Source organism: Methylacidimicrobium sp. B4 (assembly GCF_017310545.1).
In the GTDB taxonomy this organism is placed as follows: Bacteria; Verrucomicrobiota; Verrucomicrobiia; order Methylacidiphilales; family Methylacidiphilaceae; genus Methylacidimicrobium.
Window position 1 is genome coordinate 975643 of sequence record NZ_CP066203.1, and the last position, 19714, is coordinate 995356.

At 62.8% G+C, this 19714-nt stretch carries 17 protein-coding genes and 1 tRNA gene; 16 read left to right on the forward strand and 2 right to left on the reverse strand.

Annotated features, from left to right (window positions below; translation table 11 throughout):
- Positions 1-29: 29 nt before the first annotated feature.
- The gene (locus tag MacB4_RS04745) at positions 30-659 is read left to right on the forward strand and encodes an IS607 family transposase (protein WP_206864944.1); all 630 of its coding nucleotides are present in this window, start codon (positions 30-32) and stop codon (positions 657-659) included.
- Positions 653-2002: a transposase gene (locus MacB4_RS04750; RefSeq protein WP_242529337.1), complete on the forward strand. Its 1350-nt coding sequence runs from the start codon at positions 653-655 to the stop codon at positions 2000-2002. Before MacB4_RS04745 ends, MacB4_RS04750 begins: the two co-directional genes overlap by 7 nt.
- Here the strand turns inward: MacB4_RS04750 and MacB4_RS04755 are convergent.
- The gene (locus MacB4_RS04755; protein WP_206864700.1) at positions 1909-2667 is read right to left on the reverse strand and encodes a type I 3-dehydroquinate dehydratase; all 759 of its coding nucleotides are present in this window, start codon (positions 2665-2667) and stop codon (positions 1909-1911) included. The two genes, MacB4_RS04750 and MacB4_RS04755, sit on opposite strands and share 94 nt — an antisense overlap.
- A gap of 228 nt (positions 2668-2895) precedes the next feature.
- On the opposite strand from MacB4_RS04755, the gene MacB4_RS04760 reads away from it, so the two are divergent.
- The 14 genes from MacB4_RS04760 to htpX all read left to right on the forward strand — a co-directional run bounded on the left by MacB4_RS04760 (position 2896) and on the right by htpX (position 18675).
- The gene (locus tag MacB4_RS04760; RefSeq protein WP_206864701.1) at positions 2896-3942 is read left to right on the forward strand and encodes a rod shape-determining protein; all 1047 of its coding nucleotides are present in this window, start codon (positions 2896-2898) and stop codon (positions 3940-3942) included.
- 116 nt (positions 3943-4058) lie between these two features.
- Positions 4059-4886, forward strand: coding sequence for a rod shape-determining protein MreC (gene mreC, locus MacB4_RS04765; RefSeq protein WP_206864702.1), 828 nt, complete (start codon positions 4059-4061; stop codon positions 4884-4886).
- Between the two features lie 231 nt (positions 4887-5117).
- A complete protein-coding gene (locus MacB4_RS04770) occupies positions 5118-5693 on the forward strand; it encodes a hypothetical protein (RefSeq protein WP_206864703.1) in 576 nt (191 codons plus the stop codon).
- Positions 5693-7744, forward strand: coding sequence for a penicillin-binding protein 2 (gene mrdA, locus MacB4_RS04775; protein ID WP_206864704.1), 2052 nt, complete (start codon positions 5693-5695; stop codon positions 7742-7744). Before MacB4_RS04770 ends, mrdA begins: the two co-directional genes overlap by 1 nt.
- An 11-nt stretch (positions 7745-7755) precedes the next feature.
- Positions 7756-8922, forward strand: a complete 1167-nt coding sequence (gene rodA / locus MacB4_RS04780) for a rod shape-determining protein RodA (RefSeq protein WP_206864705.1) — start codon at positions 7756-7758, stop codon at positions 8920-8922.
- A gap of 195 nt (positions 8923-9117) precedes the next feature.
- The gene (locus tag MacB4_RS04785) at positions 9118-10689 is read left to right on the forward strand and encodes an Rne/Rng family ribonuclease (RefSeq protein WP_206864706.1); all 1572 of its coding nucleotides are present in this window, start codon (positions 9118-9120) and stop codon (positions 10687-10689) included.
- Between the two features lie 18 nt (positions 10690-10707).
- Entirely contained in the window at positions 10708-11979 is a 1272-nt protein-coding gene (serS, locus tag MacB4_RS04790) for a serine--tRNA ligase (RefSeq protein ID WP_206864707.1), read from the forward strand.
- On the forward strand, positions 11976-14141 hold the full coding sequence (locus MacB4_RS04795; protein ID WP_206864708.1) for a carboxy terminal-processing peptidase: 2166 nt from the start codon (positions 11976-11978) through the stop codon (positions 14139-14141). Before serS ends, MacB4_RS04795 begins: the two co-directional genes overlap by 4 nt.
- A 25-nt stretch (positions 14142-14166) precedes the next feature.
- Positions 14167-14454 carry a translation initiation factor IF-1 gene (gene infA / locus MacB4_RS04800; protein WP_206864709.1) on the forward strand — a complete coding sequence of 96 codons (288 nt, stop codon included), beginning with the start codon at positions 14167-14169 and terminating at the stop codon, positions 14452-14454.
- 20 nt (positions 14455-14474) lie between these two features.
- A complete protein-coding gene (locus MacB4_RS04805; RefSeq protein WP_242529338.1) occupies positions 14475-15344 on the forward strand; it encodes an MBL fold metallo-hydrolase in 870 nt (289 codons plus the stop codon).
- Positions 15345-15529: 185 nt separating this feature from the next.
- Positions 15530-15603: transfer RNA gene (locus tag MacB4_RS04810), tRNA-Asp, on the forward strand.
- 11 nt (positions 15604-15614) lie between these two features.
- Entirely contained in the window at positions 15615-16427 is an 813-nt protein-coding gene (locus MacB4_RS04815; RefSeq protein ID WP_206864710.1) for an MBL fold metallo-hydrolase, read from the forward strand.
- The gene (gene purD, locus MacB4_RS04820; protein ID WP_206864711.1) at positions 16424-17725 is read left to right on the forward strand and encodes a phosphoribosylamine--glycine ligase; all 1302 of its coding nucleotides are present in this window, start codon (positions 16424-16426) and stop codon (positions 17723-17725) included. Before MacB4_RS04815 ends, purD begins: the two co-directional genes overlap by 4 nt.
- Before the next feature lie 41 nt (positions 17726-17766).
- A complete protein-coding gene (htpX, locus tag MacB4_RS04825; RefSeq protein WP_206864712.1) occupies positions 17767-18675 on the forward strand; it encodes a protease HtpX in 909 nt (302 codons plus the stop codon).
- Positions 18676-18695: 20 nt separating this feature from the next.
- Here the strand turns inward: htpX and MacB4_RS04830 are convergent, their stop codons facing one another.
- On the reverse strand, positions 18696-19673 hold the full coding sequence (locus MacB4_RS04830) for an NADPH:quinone reductase (RefSeq protein ID WP_206864713.1): 978 nt from the start codon (positions 19671-19673) through the stop codon (positions 18696-18698).
- Between the last annotated feature and the right edge of the window lie 41 nt (positions 19674-19714).

Sequence of the window (19714 nt, forward strand, 5' to 3'; positions counted from 1 at the left end):
ATTCCTGCGCTTTTGTGAATATTTCATACATAAATCGCAAGCTGGTAAGCATCCACGAAGCTGCCGAGTTCCTTGGTGTCTGTGCCCAAACGCTGCGGCGATGGGAGCGCGAGGGAAGGCTCATGCCGCACGAACGGACGCCTGGAGGGCGACGGCGCTACGACCTTGCCAGGTTGCGGCCTGGGCAATTCCATTCACCCGAATCGGAACGGCAGACCATCGCCTACGCGAGAGTGTCCAGTCATGACCAGAAGGATGATCTGGAGAGGCAGAAGCAGGTTCTGGAACGCTACTGCGCCCGGCAAGGATGGACGTTCGAGGTCATCTCGGACCTGGGTTCGGGCAGGAACGAGCACAAGAAGGGCCTCAAGCGGCTGCTGGACGCGATCATCGGCGGGAAGGCGGGGCGGCTCGTCATCACCCACAAGGACCGGCTGCTGCGCTTTGGGGCGGAGCTTGTGTTTGCCATCTGCGAGGCCAAGGGCGTCGAGGTCGTGATCCTCAACCAAGGCGAAGACACGACCTTCGAGGAAGACTTGGCGAAAGACGTGCTCGAGATCATCACGGTGTTCAGCGCCAGGCTGTACGGAGCTCGCTCGCGCAAGAGCCAGAAGCTGCTCGAAGGTGTCAGGGCCGCCGTGGAGGCGGCGCAATGCTGATCGCCCACAAGATCGCCCTCGATCCGAACAACGCGCAGGCCACCCATCTGGCCCGGGCTGCCGGCACGGCACGGTTCGCCTACAACTGGGCGCTTGCGGAGTGGAAAGGGCAATACGAGGCAGGGAAGGCCGACAAGAGATTGCCCAAGCCATCGCAATATTCTTTGCGCCGCCAGCTCAACGCCATCAAGCGCGAGCGCTTCCCCTGGATGCTCGAAGTCACCAAGTGCGCCCCGCAGATGGCGATCATCCAGCTGGGAAAGGCATTCCAGAACTTTTTGGCCGGTCGCGCCAGATACCCGACCTTTCGCAGGAAGGGCGTCCACGACCGGTTCACGCTCACCAACGACCAGTTCAGTCTCGACGGCTCCCGCACGCGCATCCCGAATCTTGGCTGGGTGCGCCTGCGCGAGACGTTGCGTTTTCCTGGGAAGGTGATGTCCGCCACGGTCTCCCGGGTGGCCGACCGCTGGTTCGTCCGCATCGTTGTCCAGATGCCGGAGGGGTTGCGTCCGCCAGAAGCCGAAAGCCAAGGCGTGGTTGGCGTGGATCTGGGCGTCTGGGCGCTGGCGACGCTCTCGACGGGGGAGAAGGTGCCTGGCCCCAAGCCGCACAAGGCGCGGCTGGGCCGCTTGCGCAGGCTCTCGCGGAGCCTGAGCCGCAAGAGGAAGGGGTCGGCCAACCGGCGCAAGGCCAAGGAGAAGCTGGCGAGGCTGCACGCCCGAATCGCCAATGGCCGCCTGGACGCCCTGCACAAGCAGTCGGCTGGCCTCAGGCGCCGGTTTTCGCTCATCGGCGTCGAGGACCTGAACGTGCGCGGCATGATGGGCAACCGGCGTCTGGCCCGGTCGATCGGCGACATGGGCTTCTTCGAGTTCCGGCGGCAGCTGGAGTACAAGGCCGCGATGCGGGGCGGAGAGGTGGTGGTCGCCGATCGGTTCTTCTCCAGCCGCAAGACCGGCTCCCACTGCGGCCATCGGCTGGAGAGCTTGCCGCTCTCGGTGCGGGAGTGGACCTGTCCGGCCTGCGGCGCGGAGCATGACCGGGACGTGAACGCCGCGATGAATCTCAAGAATGTGGCCGTGAGTTCCACGGTGTCAGCCTGTGGAGAGGAGGGCTCTGGCTCGGCACGCAAGCGCCGGGTGAAACCAGCCGCGGCGAAGCAGGAAGTCAGCTTTGTTCCTGTCCTAGCAGGAATGAGTAAGTCTGACGGAACGGTCTTCTTCGAGTGGACTTGGGTCTACCTCACCTATCGCCCGGGAGCCCGCAGTCTCCTCCGATCAGAGGCGACCGGAAGCCCGAGGCGACGCAGGTCGAGAGCAAGCTCCTCGGCCGAGGGTTGACCCGGGGCCGCCGGGGCGTCCAGGTAGCCGTAGACGAGCTCACTACCCAAGGCAGAGAGGACGATGCGGGAGAGCGCAGCCCACGGCCCCAGCCCCATGAGCGCCCATGCTTGCGATCGATGATCCAACAACACCCGCGCCAGCGAATGAAGATCGTGGAGCTCGCGAAGCCGTAGAGCGATCTTCGCCCAGTCCGGCTGAGCGCCTTCCAGGAAGGAGCAATGCTCCCGAATCTGCCCCTCGCCGGGGCTGCCCTCCAGCCAATGGACCGAAAGGATGCGCCACTTTCCTTCCGCTCGCGCACGCTCCCACCAGTGCCGCCATGGCTCGAGGGAGCGGTATTCCACATCGAGCGCGTCGATCACGGGGAAAAACTCTTCGAGCAGCCGCTCCCTCTCCCCTTCCGCCCAATGCCTGCGTCCTCCTTCTTCGGGAGCACGCAGCGTCAGAAGCGCGGGTCTGGCCCGCTCCGCCAAGGAGGAACGCAGCTCCTGGAGGGGTACCCCGGCTTCCCGCAGGGCATCGAGCCGGATTTCCACCAGGTGGGCCGGCGACTCGGCGCGCAGAAAGGGCAGTCCTTCGGCCGTGGTGACGGTTCCGACGATCCACGGCCCTTCCCGAAGCCTCTCGCCCCCGTCTCGTTTCGGCTCAGCCGCTCTTTCCATGGCTCCTTTCGAATCCCCGGGTCGCCTTCGAGAGGCTCGAGATCTTTCCCCAAGGAAGCACCCTGCGGACCAGACGAGGCAGATTGATCGAGGCTTCCCTTTTTTCTAGCAATCCACTCCCTTTTTTTTCAAGCTAGGGTTGCGGCCGTGAATAATCCTCCTCTCCTCGAACCGACTTCCCCGAAAGAAACCTCTTCTCCTCCGGAACGAAGCCATCTTAGCAAACGCTTGTCCCCCCAACTATGGGATTGGGCCGCATCCGCGCTCGCAAACGACATCGGCATCGACCTCGGAACAGCGAACACCCTGGTCTACATTCGCGGCAAGGGCATCGTCCTGCGGGAGCCCTCGGTCGTCGCGGTACACCCCGCGACCAAGCAGGTGGTGGCCGTCGGGGGGGAGGCTAAGCGGATGCTGGGCCGCACCCCGGGGAACATCCAGGCGATCCGTCCTCTGAAGGACGGGGTCATCGCCGACTTCCAGCTCACCGAAGAGATGCTCAAGGCCTTCATCCGCAGAGCGCAAGCAAGGATCCTGTTCCGGAGACCGAGAATCGTCATCGCCGTGCCGAGCGGAATCACGGAGGTCGAGCGGAGGGCCGTCGAGGAGTCGACGCGGCAGGCTGGCGCCCGGGAAGTCTACCTGGTCGAGGAGCCGATGGCGGCGGCTATCGGGGTGGGGCTCCCCATCCAAGAGGCCTCCGGCAACATGATCGTCGATATCGGGGGGGGGACCACCGAGGTGGCGATCATCTCCCTTTCCGGCATCGTCTACTCCCGCAGCGTCCGGGTTGCGGGCGATGAGCTCGACGAGAGCATCTCGAATTATCTCCGCCGGGCCTACAACCTGATGATTGGCGAGCGCACGGCCGAGGAGATCAAGATGCGGATCGGTTCCGCCCACCCGCTTGAGACCGAGACCGTCATGGAGGTGCGTGGACGGGATCTCGTCGCCGGTCTTCCGAAGACCTTGACTGTCACCTCCCAAGAGGTGCGGGAAGCGATGATGGAGCCGCTTTCCGTGATCGTCGAGTCCGTCCGAATCACCCTGGAACGTTGCCCTCCGGAACTCTCCGCTGACCTTCTCGAACGGGGCGTGGTCCTGGCGGGAGGCGGCGCTCTCCTGCGCGGCCTCGACCGCCTCCTGACCGAAGAGACCTCCCTGCCCGTCCATGTCGCCGAGGACCCGCTCAGCGCGGTTGCCGAAGGCACTGGAAAGATCTTGGAAGAGTATTCGGTACTCAAAAAAGTCGCCCGGGCGGAAGCTCGTCGTTAAGCTAGGATTCATGCCGAACCTTTTCGCGGTTTTCGAAGTTTCTTCGCATCATGCCGGTTGACGAAGATTCGCCTCTTGCAGCTCGCGGGGAACCGAGCGTCGGATCCCACCGCGGAGTGGGACGGGTTCCGCTCTACCTGGGCGCAGCCTCGCTCTTCCTTCTTCTGATCGGGCTCGCGCTTCCCCACGCATGGGAGCGGCAACTGCACAAGATCGGTCTGGAAATGGCCTCTCCGTTTCTCTCCATCTGGGACCACTCCGTCAAGTTCTGGGATGATTTCGAACTGGGCACGAAGACATTGAACCAGATCCAGGCCGAACTCAAGCAGCTGCGCGTCCGGAACACGGAGCTGGCGATGCAGAACAGCTATCTGAGCCATCTGCAGGAGGAAAACGACCGGCTCCGCGAAATGCTCTCCTTCCGGCAGAGCTCGTCGTTCCGCCTGCTCTCCTGCCGAGTCATCAGCCGGGATCCCTCGAACTGGTGGAGCAACATTTACGTCGACGTCGGCTGGGGCGACGACAGCCACCTCTCCTCGGATCTTCCGGTCGTCACTCCCCGAGGGGTCGTGGGGAAAACGGGGATCATTGCGCGCAACATAAGCCAGATCATTCTCCTCACGAATGAGAACTGCAAGATTTCCGCCATGAGCGAGGTGTCCAAGGATCAAGGCCTGATCGTCGGCGCCGGGACGCCGGCGGACAACAAACCCTACGCCCGCATGATCTATCTCCCGCGGAATGCTCAGGTCGCTGCGGGAGAACGCGTCCTGACGAGCGGCCTCGGCGGGGTCTTTCCTGCCGGTCTCTATGTCGGCAGCATCACGCAGGTGCTCCCTTTGGAGGCATCCCGTTCGTTCGGCCTCTATCGCGAGGCTACGGTGGATCCCGGGGTCGACCTGACACAGATTTCTGAGATGTTCATCGTCCTTCCCGGGCGATAGGGCGCTTCCTTCCCCCGCTTTCCATTGCTATCCTTCTCTTTAGGCGCTATAGAGGAAAGACGAATACTACGGATGGATCATCGTCGTTGGGGATTGCCCCAGCTTGGCCGAGAATCCGGGGCCGCGACGGCTCGCCGTGAGGAGAGAACTCGGATTGAACCCTGCCCTTGGGGATTCGAAGGGCGGGAAAGACTGGATGGCTGGGCGACAATGGCCGGTGGAGGAATCACGATGCGCTGGGTAGGCAGCGGATTTGCCCGCAAGGCTCTCTGCACGGTACCAGCCCTTGTCTGTCTTGTCTGTTGCTTCATCGCGGTGCCCCTGCAGATGATTCTCCCGAGCCTGCCCGTGATCGTTGCCAAGCCGGATTTACCGTCCCTGCTGGTCGCCTACGTGGCCTTCCGCCTTCCGCTCATCCCTTCCTTCAGCCTTGCCGCGGCTGCGGGATTCTGGCGCGATCTTCTCACGGCGGGCCATATCGGCCCGGACCTGCTCGCCTTTACACTGGCCGCGATTCTGGTCTTCCTCCTCCGACAGGCGCTGTTCTTGCGAAGCATCCGGTTTTTGCCGCCGCTTGCCGCCCTGGCGACTTTCGTGATCCTGGGGAGCTCGCACACGATCCGATTGCTGGAGCTGGGTGTATGGAGGTGGATTGCGGCCTCTTGGGGAGAGTTTGTGATCGCGTCGGTGCTGACGGCCCTGATCAGCCTTCCCATCGGGTGGTTCTTCGACTGGAGCCTCGGGCTGCTTCTGTCCCGAGCTTCGATCGAGAAGGAGGACGATCTGGTAGAGATCGAACTGCTCTGATGGACCCGCTCACTTCCCGTCCGTCCTACCTCCCCAAGCTTCGGGTCGGCATCGTTGCCGTGGCGATTACAGCGTGCCTGGGGCTTCTGATCGCCCGCCTCTGGGTGCTCCAGGTGGTCGAAGGGCAAACGTACGCGAGCCGGCTCCGGAATCAGACGACGATCGCCCTGCGCCTCGACGGCGCCCGCGGCCCCATCCTGGATCGGAACGGCATCGCCCTCGCCGAGAACCGCGCTACCTACGAGATCGACCTCTACCTCGATCAGCTGGTGCGTGACTACCCGAAGCGCCACCGCGGACGGGTGCCCCGCATTCAGGTGGAACGGAGAATGGGGGGTGCCACCTTGGTCCGCAAGGAGCCCGATATCTATCGGGTCGTCATGACCGACCTCATCCCCATCGCCAACGCCCTGCATCTGGAGGTCAAGCTCGACCCAAAGGAGCTTCAGCGCCACTATTTCACGAGCCCGACGGTCCCCTATCGCTTTGCGTCCGAGCTCAGCTACGTCACGGTCGCACGGTTCGCCGAGCAAAACCTGGGCGTTCCGGGAATCGACGTTGCGGTGCGCCCGGTCCGCCACTATAACTTCGGCGCCTTTGCCTCGCACATTCTCGGTTATGTCGGACCACCGGGAGAGAAAGAGCGCCTCGGGCCCGACGGAAACGACTTGGAGACGATCGGCCGCATCGGCGTCGAGCGGCTGATGGACGGGCAGTTGCAGGGGAAACCGGGAGGCAGGATTCTCCGCGTCAACTATCGCGGCTATATCGTCGCAGAAGAGGGATATACCAACCCGGGCCTCGGTGCTTCGGTCTACCTGACCCTCGATGCGCGCATTCAAGCGATCGTGCAAGAGGCTCTCCGCGACGTGGGGCGGGGCGCGGCGATCGTCATGGACCCGAATACCGGGGACATCCTGGCCATGGCTTCTGTTCCCGATTTCGATCCCAACGGATTTATCCCGAAGATCAGCCAGGAAGACTGGAAGAGGCTCACTTCCGATCCGACGCGGCCGCTTCTCAACCGGAGCGTCGCCGCCTATGCCCCTGGCTCCACGTTCAAGGTACTGGTCTCCCTGGCCGCCCTGAAATACGGGGCCATCACGCCGAGCACGCAGATTTACTCCCCAGCCGCGGTCGATATTGGCGGCCACCTCTTTCACGACTGGACCAAGACAGGGCGTGGGAACATCACCCTCGCCGAGGCGCTCCAGTATTCGTGCAACACGTTCTTCTACCAAGTGGGCATCCGCACGGGGATCAAGCACCTGGATGAGATGGCCAGCCTTTGCGGCTTCGGGGAGCCGACCGGCCTACCTTACCTGGGTGAGGCTTCGGGGATCCTCCCAGGACCGGCGTGGATGAAGGTCCATCATCCCCTGGAGCGATGGACAACCGCCCATACGGCCAACCTGTCGATCGGGCAGGGCTTCCTGGAGGTCACTCCCCTGCAGATGGTGCTCCTGATGAGCTCGGTCGCCAATGGCGGCACCCTTCTCTACCCCCGGCTCGTCGTCGGGGTCAGCGACGATCACGGCCGCCAGATCGCCTCCATCCCTTCCCGGCCGCGTGCCGATCTGGGAGTGCGCCGGGAAGATCTGGACGCCATCCGGAAGGGATTGCTCGCCGTGGTCGAGAACGGAACCGGCCACTCGGTGGCGATTCCGGGAATAGCGATCGCCGGCAAGACGGGTTCAGCCCAGGCGAAGCGAAAGTGGAACGGAAAGCTCTACAATGATACCCGTGCCTGGTTCATCGGCTTCGCGCCCTACGACCATCCGAGATACGCCTTCGGCGTGATGGTGGAAGGGGGCATCGGGGGAGGGGCTACGGCTGGACCGATCGCCCACAAGATCGTCGAGGGGATCCTGGCCATGGAACGGAGCGGGGCCTCTCCGCAACTCGTCTATTTCACCCCCGCCAAGGGTAACTTCAACGGCCTTTCCGAAATTCAGCCCAAGACCGACACGGCGCAGCCGGCGGCTCGCCCAGCCATCCCGGTGCGCGAAGAGGAAGACAGCCAGGACAGCGCCTCTTCGGATCAGGGGTAGGAGGCAACCAGATGGCGGAGAACGAGCGGCTGAGCTTCCTGACCAAGGTGATGCGCTTCGACTGGTCCCTTTTGATCGTAGCGGTGGCTTTGTCGGCTTTCGGAATCGTCGTCGTCTACAGCGCGACCTACTCGAGCGAGAGCCAGGATTTCCGCAACGCGGCCTTTTCCCAATCCGTCTGGCTTCTGCTCGGCTTGGCAGCTTTCTTCGCCCTCTCCTTCGTCGACTACCGGATCTGGGTGAAGTGGGGGTGGCTCTTTTTCCTGGCTTCTCTTCCGGCACTCGTGATCGTTCTCGTGGTCGGTCAGACCGTTAACGGGGCCAAGAGTTGGCTGCGCTTCGGCCCGATCAGCATCGAACCCGCCGATTTCACGAAGGTGGGCTTTGTTCTGCTGGGCGCATGGTGGCTCAACCAGGCGAAGAACCGGGGCCTCCTCTTCGCCGCTCCCCTCGTGCTCGCCATGATCCTCCCCACGATCCTGGTCTTGAAGCAGCCGGCACTCGGTTCCGCTGGCGTCTTCCTCCCTCTCTGCTTCGCCATCCTCTTCGTCGGCGGCCTGAAGATGCGCTACGTCCTTCTCGGGGTGGTCGGCCTTCTTGCGGTGCTCGCCTACGCCTATGTGGGGGTGGGCAAGCTCGGTTGGGACATCCCCGGGCTCAAGCCCTATCAGATGAACCGGATTCGCACCTTCTTCGATCCGACGCTCGATCCCCTGGGCGCGGGTTGGACGATCAATCAATCGCTGATTGCGATCGGCTCCGGCGGGATGTCCGGCAAAGGTTATCTCAAGGGCACCCAGAACATGCTCGGTTTCCTTCCCAAGAACATCTCCTATACCGACTTCATCTTCTCGGTGATCGGGGAGGAGTGGGGCTTCCTCGGGGGTGCAGCGGTCATCGCCGGCGAGTGCCTTCTGCTCCTGCTCTGCCTTCGGATCGCCTTCGGCGCTCGAGAGCCCTCGGGGCGAGCCCTTGCCGTCGGGATCGCCACGATTCTTTTTACGCACATTTTCGTAAATGTCGGGATGACCATCAAAGTAGTGCCGATTACCGGCATCCCCTTGCCTTTCATCAGTTATGGAGGAACCTTCCTCATCAGTTGCCTGGCAGGGTTGGGGCTAGTGGAAAGCGTATGGATCCATCGGAAAGCCGAAGACGCCCATTTGCGCGGAACCTGACGGGACTGATCCGTGTCATCGCCGCCATCCCGAGCCGACTTGCTGCCGGAGCCAAAGGAGTGCATCCGCCGCCCGCGGCGGAGCCGCATCCTGGTCCCGAGCTCAAGAAAACTTCGCGAAACAACCCCCGACCGGAATGCCGCCCCACCTGCGGCTCCCGGCGAAGGGGATGGCAAGAAAAGAAGGAGACCATTCATGTTTTTCGACCGAATCCGACGTTGGGTCCGCCTGAAGCCGAACGCCGACAGAAAGGAAATCGCGATCAGCTGCGAACCGCTCGAGTACCGGGTCGCCCTCTTGGAAGATGGCCTGCTCGAAGAGCTGGCGCTTGAACGGCGGGAGCAGCGCGGGATCGCCGGCAACGTCTACAAGGGACGCGTCAACAATGTCGAGCCCGCGCTGAAGGCACTCTTCGTCGACATCGGGGTCGGCAAGAACGCCTTCCTCCACTATTGGGATGCCATCCCCGCCGCCCTCGACGCGAGCTTCGAAACGGTCGAGCGGCGCAAGCGCAAAAGCAAGTCGCGCACCCCTCGGGCCGAGGACATCCCCAAAATCTACCCGGCCGGCGCCGAGGTAGTCGTCCAGGTCACCAAAGGCCCCATCGGCACGAAGGGGGCCCGCGTGACGACCAATATCAGCCTCGCGGGCCGCTATCTCGTGCTGAGCCCGTTTAGCGAGCAGTTCGGGATTTCCCGGAAGATCGACAATCCGAAGGAGCGCGCGCGTCTCCGCAAAATTCTCGATTCGCTCGAGGTCCCCGACGGAATGGGCCTCATCTTTCGCACGGTAGGGGAGGGGGCGCGCGCACGCTATTTCGTGCGCGATCTGGCCTTCCTCCTCCAGCAATGGCAGGAGATCAACGACAAGATCCGCTCGCTGCCTGCCCCAAGCCTCGTCTACGAAGAGCCGGATCTCGTCCAGAGGACGGTGCGGGATTTCCTTACCGAGGATGTTGAACGCATCCTGGTCGACGACGAAGAGGAGGCAAAGCGCATTCGCGAGATGGTAGGCCTCATTTCCTCGCGATCGCAGAGAAAGATCGTCTCGTACAAAGACCCTACCCCTCTCTTCGAGCGGCTCGGTATCGAAAAGCAGATCGACAGTGCCTTCGGACGGAAGGTGGAGCTGCCGAGCGGGGGCTACATCGTGATCGACGAGGCGGAGGCGCTCGTCGCCATCGATGTCAATACGGGTCGGGCTCGCGGAGGACGGGAACAGGGCGGCGCCATTTTTCAGACGAACATGGAAGCCGCCCGCGAAGTCGCCCGGCAGCTGCGCCTGCGCAACATCGGGGGCCTGATCGTCATCGATTTCATCGACATGAAGGCGCGCCGGGAAGGGGAAGCGGTCGTGCAGAGGCTCAAGGAGTGCGTACGTCGAGACAAGGCCAAGACCAACATTCTGCCGATGTCCGACTTCGGCCTCGTCGAGATGACCCGACAGCGTGTCCAGGAAAGCATCCGCCACTCCCTCTATCTCCCCTGCCCGACCTGCCACGGGAGGGGCATGGTCAAATCGCCGGAGACCATGAGCGTGGAGATTCAGCGGGCCATTGTCCGAGCCATGCGGCTCCACCCGGAAATCAAGGAGCTGCGCGTCCTCGTCCATCCGTCGACCCTCGAAAGGTTGAAAACCGAAGACGAGGAGCTCCTGCTCGACCTCGAGCGCCGACTCCAGGGGAAGCTCTATTTCCGACCCGACACGCACCTCGGCGCCGAACAGTTCACTCTTCTCAACGCGATCACGGGCGATGAGATCGCCTGAGGTTGCACGGGTTTCCTCATGCTCGACATTCACTGGCTTCGCCAATATCCCCAAGAGGCCCGCGAGCGCCTGAGGACTCGCGGTCGCGGAGATGAAGGGCTACTCGACCGACTTCTTGAGCTCGACGAGGAGCTCCGAGCCGTCATTCACTCCGTCGAAGCGCTCCGCGCCCAGCGCAACCAGGTGAGCCGGGAAATCGGATTTCGCCGCGGAAGGGAGGAGCCGCCCGCAGAGCTTCTGAGCGCCATGCGATCTCTGGGAAAAAGGATCGAGGAAGACGAAGGCAAGCGGCAGAGGCTGGAAGAGGAAGTCAAGGATCTCCTCCTGCTCCTTCCTAACCTCCCCCATCCCACCGTTCCCGTCGGCAGCGATCCGGAGGCGAATCCGACGGTGCGCTCGTGGGGCACCCCGCGCTCGTTCTCCTTTGCGCCCAAGCCCCATTGGGAGATCGGCGAAAAGCGCGGCTGGTTCGATTTTGCCGCCGCCGTCAAGCTGGCGGGTAGCGGATTTGCTCTCTTTCGCGGTGAGGGAGCCCGCCTGCAGCGAGCCCTCATCCGCTTCATGCTCGACCTGCATACCCGGGAGCACGGATATACGGAGATCTGGCCTCCCTTTCTCGTTCGAGGGGAGGTCGCGGTCGGCAGCGGCCACCTCCCGAAATTCGCCGAAGAGATGTATCACATCCCTTCTGACGACCTCTACCTCCTCCCGACCGCCGAGCTTGCGCTGGCGAATCTCCACCGAGAGGAAGTCCTTCCGCAATCCGGGCTTCCTCTCCGGTACGTCGCCTATAGCCCCTGCTTCCGGAGGGAAGCGGGGAGTGCGGGAAAGGACACCCGCGGCCTTCTCCGGATCCATCAATTCGAAAAGGTCGAGCTCGTGCAGGTGACACAGCCGGAACGCTCCTACGAAGCGTTGGAAGAGCTCGTCCACCATGCGGAAAAGGTCCTCCAGCGACTCGAGATCCCCTACCGGATCGTGCTTCTCTGCTCCGGAGACATGGGGTTTGGCGCTGCCAAATGCTACGACTTGGAAGTCTGGGCCCCCGGGGTGGGCGCCTGGCTCGAGGTCTCCTCTTGCAGCAACCTGGAAGATTTCCAGGCCCGCCGGATGAATCTTCGCTACAAGCCCGATCCGCCGGGCAAGCTGCGCTACTGCCACACCCTCAATGGCTCCGGGACAGCTCTACCCCGTCTCCTAGCCGCTCTCCTGGAAAATCACCAGGAGGAAGACGGGCGGGTGTTGCTCCCCGCAGCATTTCGCGCTTATTATGAGAAGGAACTCGTATGAGAGGCCTTTTGCGTCGTCTTTGGCTCTTCGGCCTGCTGCTCGCACTCGCACCGGCGGCGTTCCCCGCCGAGATGGATCAGACGCAGTGTGGAAAGGTGGCCAAGCTCGTTGCGATCTTCCTCCAGCAAGCTCACTTTTCCCAGAAACCGTTCGACGAGCACGTCTCGCAGACCTTTCTCCGAAACTACCTCGACGCCCTCGACTTTAACCACTCGATCTTCCTTCAACCGGACATTGACGAGTTCGAGAAGAAGTATGGCACCACCCTCGGAGACTACACCCGCAGGGAAGACATTTCACCGGCTCTGGACATCTACAATCGCTTTTTGACGCGAGCGGCAGAGCAGGAGCACGGTGTCGAAACCCTGCTCGCCGAGCCGCACGACTTCTCGAAGGAGGAAACCTACCGGCCGGATCGCAGCAAGCTACCCTGGCCGAAGGACGAGGCCGAAGCGCACGATCTCTGGAGAAAGCGCGTCAAGTTCGAGCTTCTCCAAGGGCTATTGTCGAAGGAGAGCCCGGCGCAGACCCGGAAGACGATCGCCCGCCGGTACAGCCGCTTCCTCAAGGAGATGCGGGAGGCGGACACCGAGGAGATCCTCGACTATTACTTGAACGCGCTGGCGCACGCCTACGACCCCCACTCTGATTACCAGTCGCCGAGCGAGGCGGAAAACTTCGAGATCAACAGCATCAAGCTCTCCCTGACCGGAATCGGAGCGGTCCTGAAATCCGAAGACGGCTACCCGAAGATCGTCAGCTTGGTCCCCGGTGCGCCGGCCGATCTGGACAAGCGGCTGAAGCCCAACGACCGGATCGTCGCCGTCCAGCAGGAGCACGGAGAGCCCGTCGACGTGGTGGACATGAAGCTCAACAAGGTCGTTGAGCAGATTCGCGGCGAACGAGGCACCAAGGTGACCCTGCTGGTGATTCCGGCGGACGCGGCGGACGAGTCGGTACGCCGCTCGATCACCCTCTCCCGCGACGTGGTCAAGCTCACCGAGCAGCACGCAAAGGGCTTCGTTTACGAGCGGACCGACACCCAGGGGCATCCGACCGAGCGGTTCGGTGTCGTCCAGCTGCCCGGCTTCTATGAGAAATGCAGCGATGACGTCGCGCTGCTCTTGAAACGCCTCGAAAAGGAGCGCATTTCCGGTGTGATCCTCGACCTCCGCCGTAATGGAGGAGGCATGCTCGAAGAGGCGATCAACTTGACGGGGCTCTTTCTGCGGGACGGGCCTGTCGTTCAAGTGAAGGACTATCGCGGTCGCACGCAATCCTTCCGCATCCCCGGGAATCACCTCTGCTATGCCGGCCCCTTGCTTGTCCTGGTCAGCCGGTTTAGCGCATCCGCTTCGGAGATCGTGGCCGCCGCGCTCCAGGATTACGGCCGGGCCGTGGTGATCGGTGATCAGACGACGCACGGCAAGGGGACGGTGCAAACGCTGCTTCCACTTTCCGATTATGTTCCCTGGGATTTTCACGGGGATCCCGGGAAGCTCAAGGTGACCGTCCAGAAGTTCTACCGCGTGACAGGGCTGAGCACGCAGCAGCGGGGGGTCGCCTCCGATGTGGTCCTTCCTTCGGTGGACGATTACCTCGAGCTCGGCGAGTCGGCGCTGCCGAATGCCCTTCCCGCGGATGCCATCCCGCCGGCCTACTATCAAAAAGCGAGCGGGGAGGCGGCCTTCCTTCCCATCTTGCAAAAGCGCTCCTCGGAACGGGTGGCGTCGAATCCGGACTTCTCCTATGTGTTGACGCAGATCGACCTCATCAAGCGGAAGAACGAGGACAAGGCCGTTTCCCTCAACCAGTCGATCCGCCTCAAGGAAAAGCAAGAGGCGGAGGAGAGCAAGGCGGCCCTGGAGGCAAAGCGTGCGCGTCGTCCCCCGCACAACGAGTCGGTCTACTACTTGGACATCGAATCCGCGCGGAGCCGCAAGCCGATGAAGCTCTTGCCGCGCTCCACCGCAAAGAGCTCTCCTGGCGAAGCGTCGGGCGACACGTCGGCTATCCGGGAGATCGAAGAGAAGAACTGGGACGACGGCACTCCTCAGGTCGGCAACGATTTTGCCCTGGAGGAAGCGCTAAACGTATTGGGCGATTACGTCACCCTGCTGCAGAAGCCGGGCAGTTCCTTGGCCCTACAAAAAGACCAGTAACGGAATTCTCCGGCTCTATTGCACCATGACCACACCGAATACCATCGAAGTTGAAGGCACGATCGTCACCATTCTCCCGGGAACGATGTTCCGGGTAGAGCTGGACGAGAGCCAGCACCAGGTGCTCGCGCACATTTCCGGAAAGATGAGGAAGCATTTCGTCCGATTGACCTGCGGGGATCGCGTCAAGCTGGAAATGTCTCCCCACGACCTGACCAAGGCGCGTATTCTCTACCGGCTGGACCGCCCCTCTGAGGTTCGCAGGCCAGCGCGCAGGAGCCATAAGTTCCGGCGCGGAGGCCGCCGACCCTAACCCGCCCCGGCCTCCCTACGGTGCACAGCTCCAAGCGGCCAAAGAGGGGTCGGCGCAACTTTCTCCTGGACGTCTTGCTGCCCTCGCTCTTCGCACGGCGCGGGGGAGTTCGCCACTCTCCTTCCTTCCCGATGCTCACCGAGGGCCAGCTCTGCCTCACCTGGGTCGGCCATGCATCGTTCCTGGTCCAGACCCCACGGCACAACGTCCTGATCGACCCCAACTGGGCCAATTGGATGATCGTGATCCGCCGGCTCAAACGAGCGGGAATCGCCATCCGGGACCTGCCCGACATCGACCTGGTACTCATCACCCACGCACATTTCGACCATCTCAACCGGCGCTCGCTACGCGAAGTCGCCGCCCGCCAGCCGGTGATCGTTCCAGAGAAGGTTGGCAACCTGGTGCACGACTTGGGGTTCGAGCAGGTGCGGGAGATGGCCTGGTGGGATCATTGGGACTTCGCAGGACTCTCGCTCACCTTCACCCCTGCGCACCATTGGGGAGCGCGCTATCTCGCCGATCGCGATCGCGGCTACGGGGGCTATGCGCTCTCGTACAGCGGTCGCACCGTCTACCACTGCGGAGACACCGCCTACTTCAAGGAGTTCCCGGAAATCGGACGGCGACTCCGACCGGAAATCGTCCTCATGCCGATCGGCTGCTATGATCAGCCCTCGAAGCGCGTCTCCCACATCACGCCGGAGAAGGCGGTCCAGGCTTTTCTGGAGCTGCAAGGTCGGGTGCTTATCCCCATGCACTTCGGCACCTACCGGATGAGCTATGAGCCGCTTCATGAGCCGGCCTATCGGCTGCTTGTCGCCGCGAGCCGCGCGGGCATTCTTTCCCAAGTCCACTTTTTGCATGAAGGGGTTCCCCGGATTTTCTGATCGAAGGCGGTCGAATGCGTCTCCTGCGGAGAGGAGCGCGCGATCCTCCGGCGGAAGGGAAGTTTGAGGAGATTTCCATTGTCAGCCGCCGGAATCCTGGAATATGGTGGCACTTCTTCCATGGGATGGAATCCCTGCGAAACGTCACTCGCCTGGTCGGAAGAGGGGCGCGTCGGATCAACCAGGGAGCCATAGCTCAATTGGTTAGAGCGCTGCCCTGTCACGGCAGAGGTTGCGGGTTCGAGACCCGTTGGCTCCGGTTCGCGAACTATGCGGTTGAAAGAACGGCTGGGAGAGAGCGGCAATCTCTCCGTCCGCAGGGGAGTCTGTCTCCAGGCAGGATGGGGCCGTCGGGCTCTGTACCTTCTCGTCGTCCAAGCTCTCTTCGTGCTTCCCTCTCCGTTGGCCCACGCTGCGGCTCCGAGCGTGCTGGTCCGCTGGTATGGTCACGCCTTCATCTATCTGATCGCCTCCACCGGAATTCGGATTGCGGTCGATCCCTTCGGGGACGAAACGGTTCACTACCATTTCCCGGGATCGCTCCAGGCCGACGTCGTCCTGATCAGCAATGAAGCAAACGATCGATCGGCGGGTGAACGCATTCAGGGTTCTCCCCAGATCTTTCGCAGCGTCGCGGCCCTCGGCACGAATAACGCCCGCGGTCTTCTCTTCCGAGGCATCCTTACCTTCCGTGACAAATCCCAAGGAGCGATTCACGGGCACAATACCGCCTTCGTCTTCGAGCTCGACGGAATCCGCTTTGCCCACCTCGGGGACTTGGGGCATCCTCTCAGTCCGGAACTGCTGGCCGAATTCGGAAAGGTAGACGTTCTCTTCCTCCCGGTCGGTCGAGACAGCCTGATGATCTCCGAACTCGATAAGATTGCGAGCGATCTTTCCGCACGGATCATCGTCCCGATCGCGTATCGGACTGAGCTTAGCGGCGACCTGGAATTGCGGTCGCTGGAAGGCTATGTGGACAGTCGCCCCAATATCCGGTGGATCGACGGTGCAGAGTTTTCCCTCAGCGCGTCGGAGATCCCTCCCACTCCGATGATCTATGCCTTTCGAGGCACGCCATGAAGGTGCTGGTCGTCGGAGGCGGTTCGCGCGAGCATGCCCTCTGCTGGGCGCTCCGTCAGGACCCGGCGGTGGAACGCATCTACGCCGCACCCGGTAATGCCGGCACGGCGCTGCTCGCCGACAACCTGCCGATCGCCGCCGATGACATCGACTCTCTCGCTCACCAAGCCCAAGAGCTACGGCCGGACTTGACCATCGTCGGACCCGAAGCCCCCCTCTGCGCCGGCATCGCCGACACATTCGGCCGGCACGGCCTTCCGGTCTTCGGTCCGACTCGTCGTGCGGCACGACTGGAAGGGAGCAAAGTGTGGACGAAGGAGCTCGCACGGCGCTTCGGCATCCCGACCGCGGAGGCGCATTCCTTTGACGATCCCCGCCAAGCGCTCGCCTTCAGCCGCCGCTTCCCCTTTCCCCAGGTCATCAAGGCGGACGGCCTCGCTTCCGGCAAGGGGGTGTTCATCGCAACGGACTTTGCGCAAGCCCGGGATGCCATTACTTCCCTGATGGAGCGTCGCCTTTACGGATCGGCCGGGCACCGCATCCTGGTCGAGGCCTTCCTGGAAGGAGTCGAGCTCTCCGCTTTCGCTCTTTTTGATACCCGGCAATACACGATCCTGGGTTTCGCCCACGACTACAAGCGGATCAACGATGGGGATTCCGGGCCCAATACGGGCGGTATGGGCGCGTTTTTGCCGAGCCCTTTGCTCTCCCCCTCCCTCGTCCGGCAGATCGAGGAATCGATCTTTTCCCGACTGCATGCCGCCTGCATCGAGGAGAAGCTCGAATACCGCGGAGTCCTTTACGCGGGGCTCATGGTGACCGAGAAGGGCCCTTTCCTCCTGGAGATCAATGTCCGCTTCGGGGACCCCGAGGCGCAGGTGCTCCTTCCGTCCCTGAGAACGCCTCTCAGCGAAATCGCCCAAGCGGTTTGCCGCGACGAGCTGAGCGGGCTTCGTCTGGTCCGACATCCGCGCTCGGTCGTGGGTGTGGTGATCGCGTCCTCCGGGTATCCCGACAACCCTCGGCAGGGCGACCGGATTACCCTTTCTGACTCCCCGTCCTCGGCGTCGGGAAGGCAGGGCGTTCTCTTTCACGGCGCCACCAAGCGGAACCAAGGGCTTCTCCGAACGGCCGGCGGGCGGGTGTTCACCGCCGTCGGGTGGGGCGATCGCCTCTCCGAGGCTAGATTGCACGCGTACCAAGAGGTAGACGCGGTGTCCTTCCCTGGAATGCACTTCCGCAAGGATATCGCCAGCTCCCTGGCCGGCCATCCCGTGGCCGAGCCTCACGAGGCCTAGCCCGCCTTGCGTTTCCGCCGACCCCGATTATACTATTGCCCATGATCAAGCGCATCTTGCTATTGACGGTCACCAACGTCGCAGTCCTGGTACTGCTGACGGCCGTCATCTCGGTATTGCACCTCGATCGCTGGCTCACCGCAGCCGGCATCAATTATCCGCTTCTTCTCGTCTTCTCCTTGGTCGTCGGCTTCACAGGAAGCTTCCTCTCGCTCGCCATCTCGAAATGGATGGCCAAGATGACCTACAACATCCAGGTCATCGATGCTCCACAGACCGACGGAGAAGAATGGCTGGTCCATACCGTGCGGGAGCTTGCGGCCCGCGCCCGGATCGCCATGCCGGAAGTTGGCATCTACCAGAGCCCGGAGGTCAACGCGTTCGCTACGGGACCTTCCCGCTCCAACGCGCTCGTTGCGGTGAGCACGGGCCTTCTCTCCCAGATGGATCGCCACCAGATCGAAGGCGTTCTCGGTCACGAGATCACGCACATCTCAAACGGGGACATGGTCACCATGACCCTGCTCCAAGGCGTGGTGAATACCTTCGTGGTCTTTCTTTCCCGCATCATCGGCGTAGCGATTGACAGCTTCCTTAGCCGCGGCGAGGAGGAGCGCCGAGGCGTCGGAATGGGATTCTACATCGGCATGTTCCTCTCCGAGATCGTATTAGGACTGCTCGCCTCCTTCATCGTCGCCTGGTATTCGCGGCAGCGGGAGTTCCGGGCAGACGCAGGGAGTGCTCGAATCGCCGGCCGAGAGGCCATGCTTTCGGCGCTTCGCGGGCTCCAGGCCCTCACCGAGGGCGGACCGGTGATCGATGAGCGCTCGGCGAGCCTCAGCTCCCTCAAGATCAACGGAAAACCGGGCGGCTTTCTCTCCCTGTTGGCCAGCCATCCTCCGCTGGAAGAGCGAATCGCGGCCTTGGAGCGCCTCCCGGAACCCGCCTGACTGCTCTTCGGCCGGTACGCTTACGTCGGGGGAGCCGGAGGCACCAGGACGATCTTTCCGGAGGCTCCCGGCTCCATCACAAGTCTCTGCGCCTGCGCTGCCGCAGTCATGGGCAGCACGGCTCGAATGACGGGCCGCAGGAGCCCTTTCTCCAGACGTGCGGCCACTCCGGATGCGACAATGCGCCGTTCTCCGGCGGAAGCGCAGAAGAGCGACATCCCCAGGACGGAAAGATCCCGGGCGATCAACCCGCGCGGATCGATCTCAACGAGCCCTCGCGACCCGATGACGACGACCTTCCCTCCCGGAGCGGTGACGTCGCAGTCCTTTCCCAGGTTGGCGTTCGCCAGCATCTCGAGCACGATGTCGACACCCTTTCCCTTGGTGATCTCCAAGATCTGGCGAAAATGCTCGGGGGATCGATGATCCAAGGAGTGATGCGCGCCTTCCCGGGTAATGAGTCGCCTCCCCTCTTCCCCGCCTGCGGTCCCGATGACGACCAGTCCGGCCGCGCGAGCGAGCTGGACGGCCGCCAGGCCCACGCTTCCGCTCGCTCCGTGGACCAGGACCACCTCTCCTGCCTCCGCCTGAGCACGCAGAAAAAGCGCTCGATAGGCGGTTCCAGCGGGAATTCCAACGGCGGCTCCGCGAGCGAAATCGAGCGCTTCCGGAAGAAGCTCCGCCTCTTCGCAGGGGCAGACCACTTTCTCGGCGTAGGAGCCCGTTTTCCCTCGCAACGAAAAGTAGACGCGGTCCCCCGGACGGAACCGGCAGGCTCCCTCTCCGACGTCCTCGACCACGCCTGCCCCGTCGAACCCCGGGATGAGCGGCAGAGCCGCGGTGGGGTATCCACCCGATCGAAGGGAGACATCGATCGGATTGACCCCCGCTGCCCCCACGGAGAGGAGAAGCTCACCCGCTCCCGGACGCGGGTCTTCCCGCTCTTCCCACGACAGGACCTCCGGGCCTCCGTACGTTCTGATGACGATGGCATGCATGCGCCCGATCCTGAAGCCGGACGGCGGTCGGGGCAAGGTTG